Below are 910 nucleotides of genomic sequence, written 5' to 3' on the forward strand. Positions count from 1 at the left end.
GCATGCTCACTAAAAGTCGCGTTCAGAAAACCAGCCCCTCCCATGCCATCGTCACCCAACATCAGCTTCGTGCTGCACGATGTCGCGCGTCTGCTTCGAAAGCGGTTCGAGCAGCGGTCGCAGGCGTCGGGGCTGACCCGCTCCCAGTGGCAGGTGCTGGCCTATCTTTCCCGGCATGAAGGCATCCACCAGAACAAACTGGCCGACCTGATCGAGATCATGCCGATCACACTCGCCCGGCTGCTCGACAAGATGGAAGCCCGCGGCTTCGTTGAGCGCCGGCGCGATCCTGGCGATCGCCGGGCATGGCTGCTCTACCTCACGCCTCAGGCCCGTCCGCTGCTCGAAACCATGCGCAGCAACGGCCGGAAAACGCGCGACGAGGCCTTCGTCGGCCTTTCGGCGGATGCCCAGCTGCGTCTGCTGCAAACCCTATGCCTGATCAAATCCAATCTGCTCGCGGCTTGCGCCCAGCCAGCCGTCGACCGGGAGAAAGTAAATGGCTGAATCAACCACACCAAAGAAGCCCGCCGGGGACACACCCTCCACCGAGCGGAAAAGCGACCAGATCATTCAACTGGACAGCGAGCGCGAGCAAAGGCGAGCCAACACCGTCATCGCCGACGACGAGCACGAAGCACCGGTTGCCCTCGAGCCCGCGACACTTGAGGCTCCCTCCAAAGAGCCGCAGCCGCAAGTCATGGTGGCGGTTGCGCCTGCGGCGCCGGTCAAGCCCAGGCGCAGCCTGACACGGCCGATCCTTTTCGCCCTGCTTCCGGTCGCGCTGGCTGTCGGCGGCTATTACTACGTTGTCGGCGGCCAGGTCATGACATCAGACAATGCCTACATCCAGGCGCAGTCGCTCGGCGTTTCCACCGACGTCTCCGGCACCGTCTCCGAGATCGACGTG

1 protein-coding gene and 1 pseudogene are annotated in these 910 nt (G+C 63.6%); both read left to right on the forward strand.

What is annotated here, in order from left to right; translation table 11 throughout:
* Positions 1–42: 42 nt before the first annotated feature.
* Complete coding sequence (locus tag AC0ZT5_RS35085; RefSeq protein WP_488500159.1) at positions 43–507, forward strand: MarR family winged helix-turn-helix transcriptional regulator; 465 nt, start codon at positions 43–45, stop codon at positions 505–507.
* Positions 500–910, forward strand: a pseudogene (locus tag AC0ZT5_RS35090) (HlyD family secretion protein); the annotation flags it as partial. The gene AC0ZT5_RS35085 and the pseudogene AC0ZT5_RS35090, both read left to right, overlap by 8 nt.

Source organism: Mesorhizobium sp. CNPSo 4670 (assembly GCF_057784235.1).

Coding starts and splice junctions, on each gene's coding strand:
- AC0ZT5_RS35085 (WP_488500159.1), top strand. CDS start 43: ATGCCATCGTCACCCAACATCAGCTTCGTGCTGCACGATGTCGCGCGT.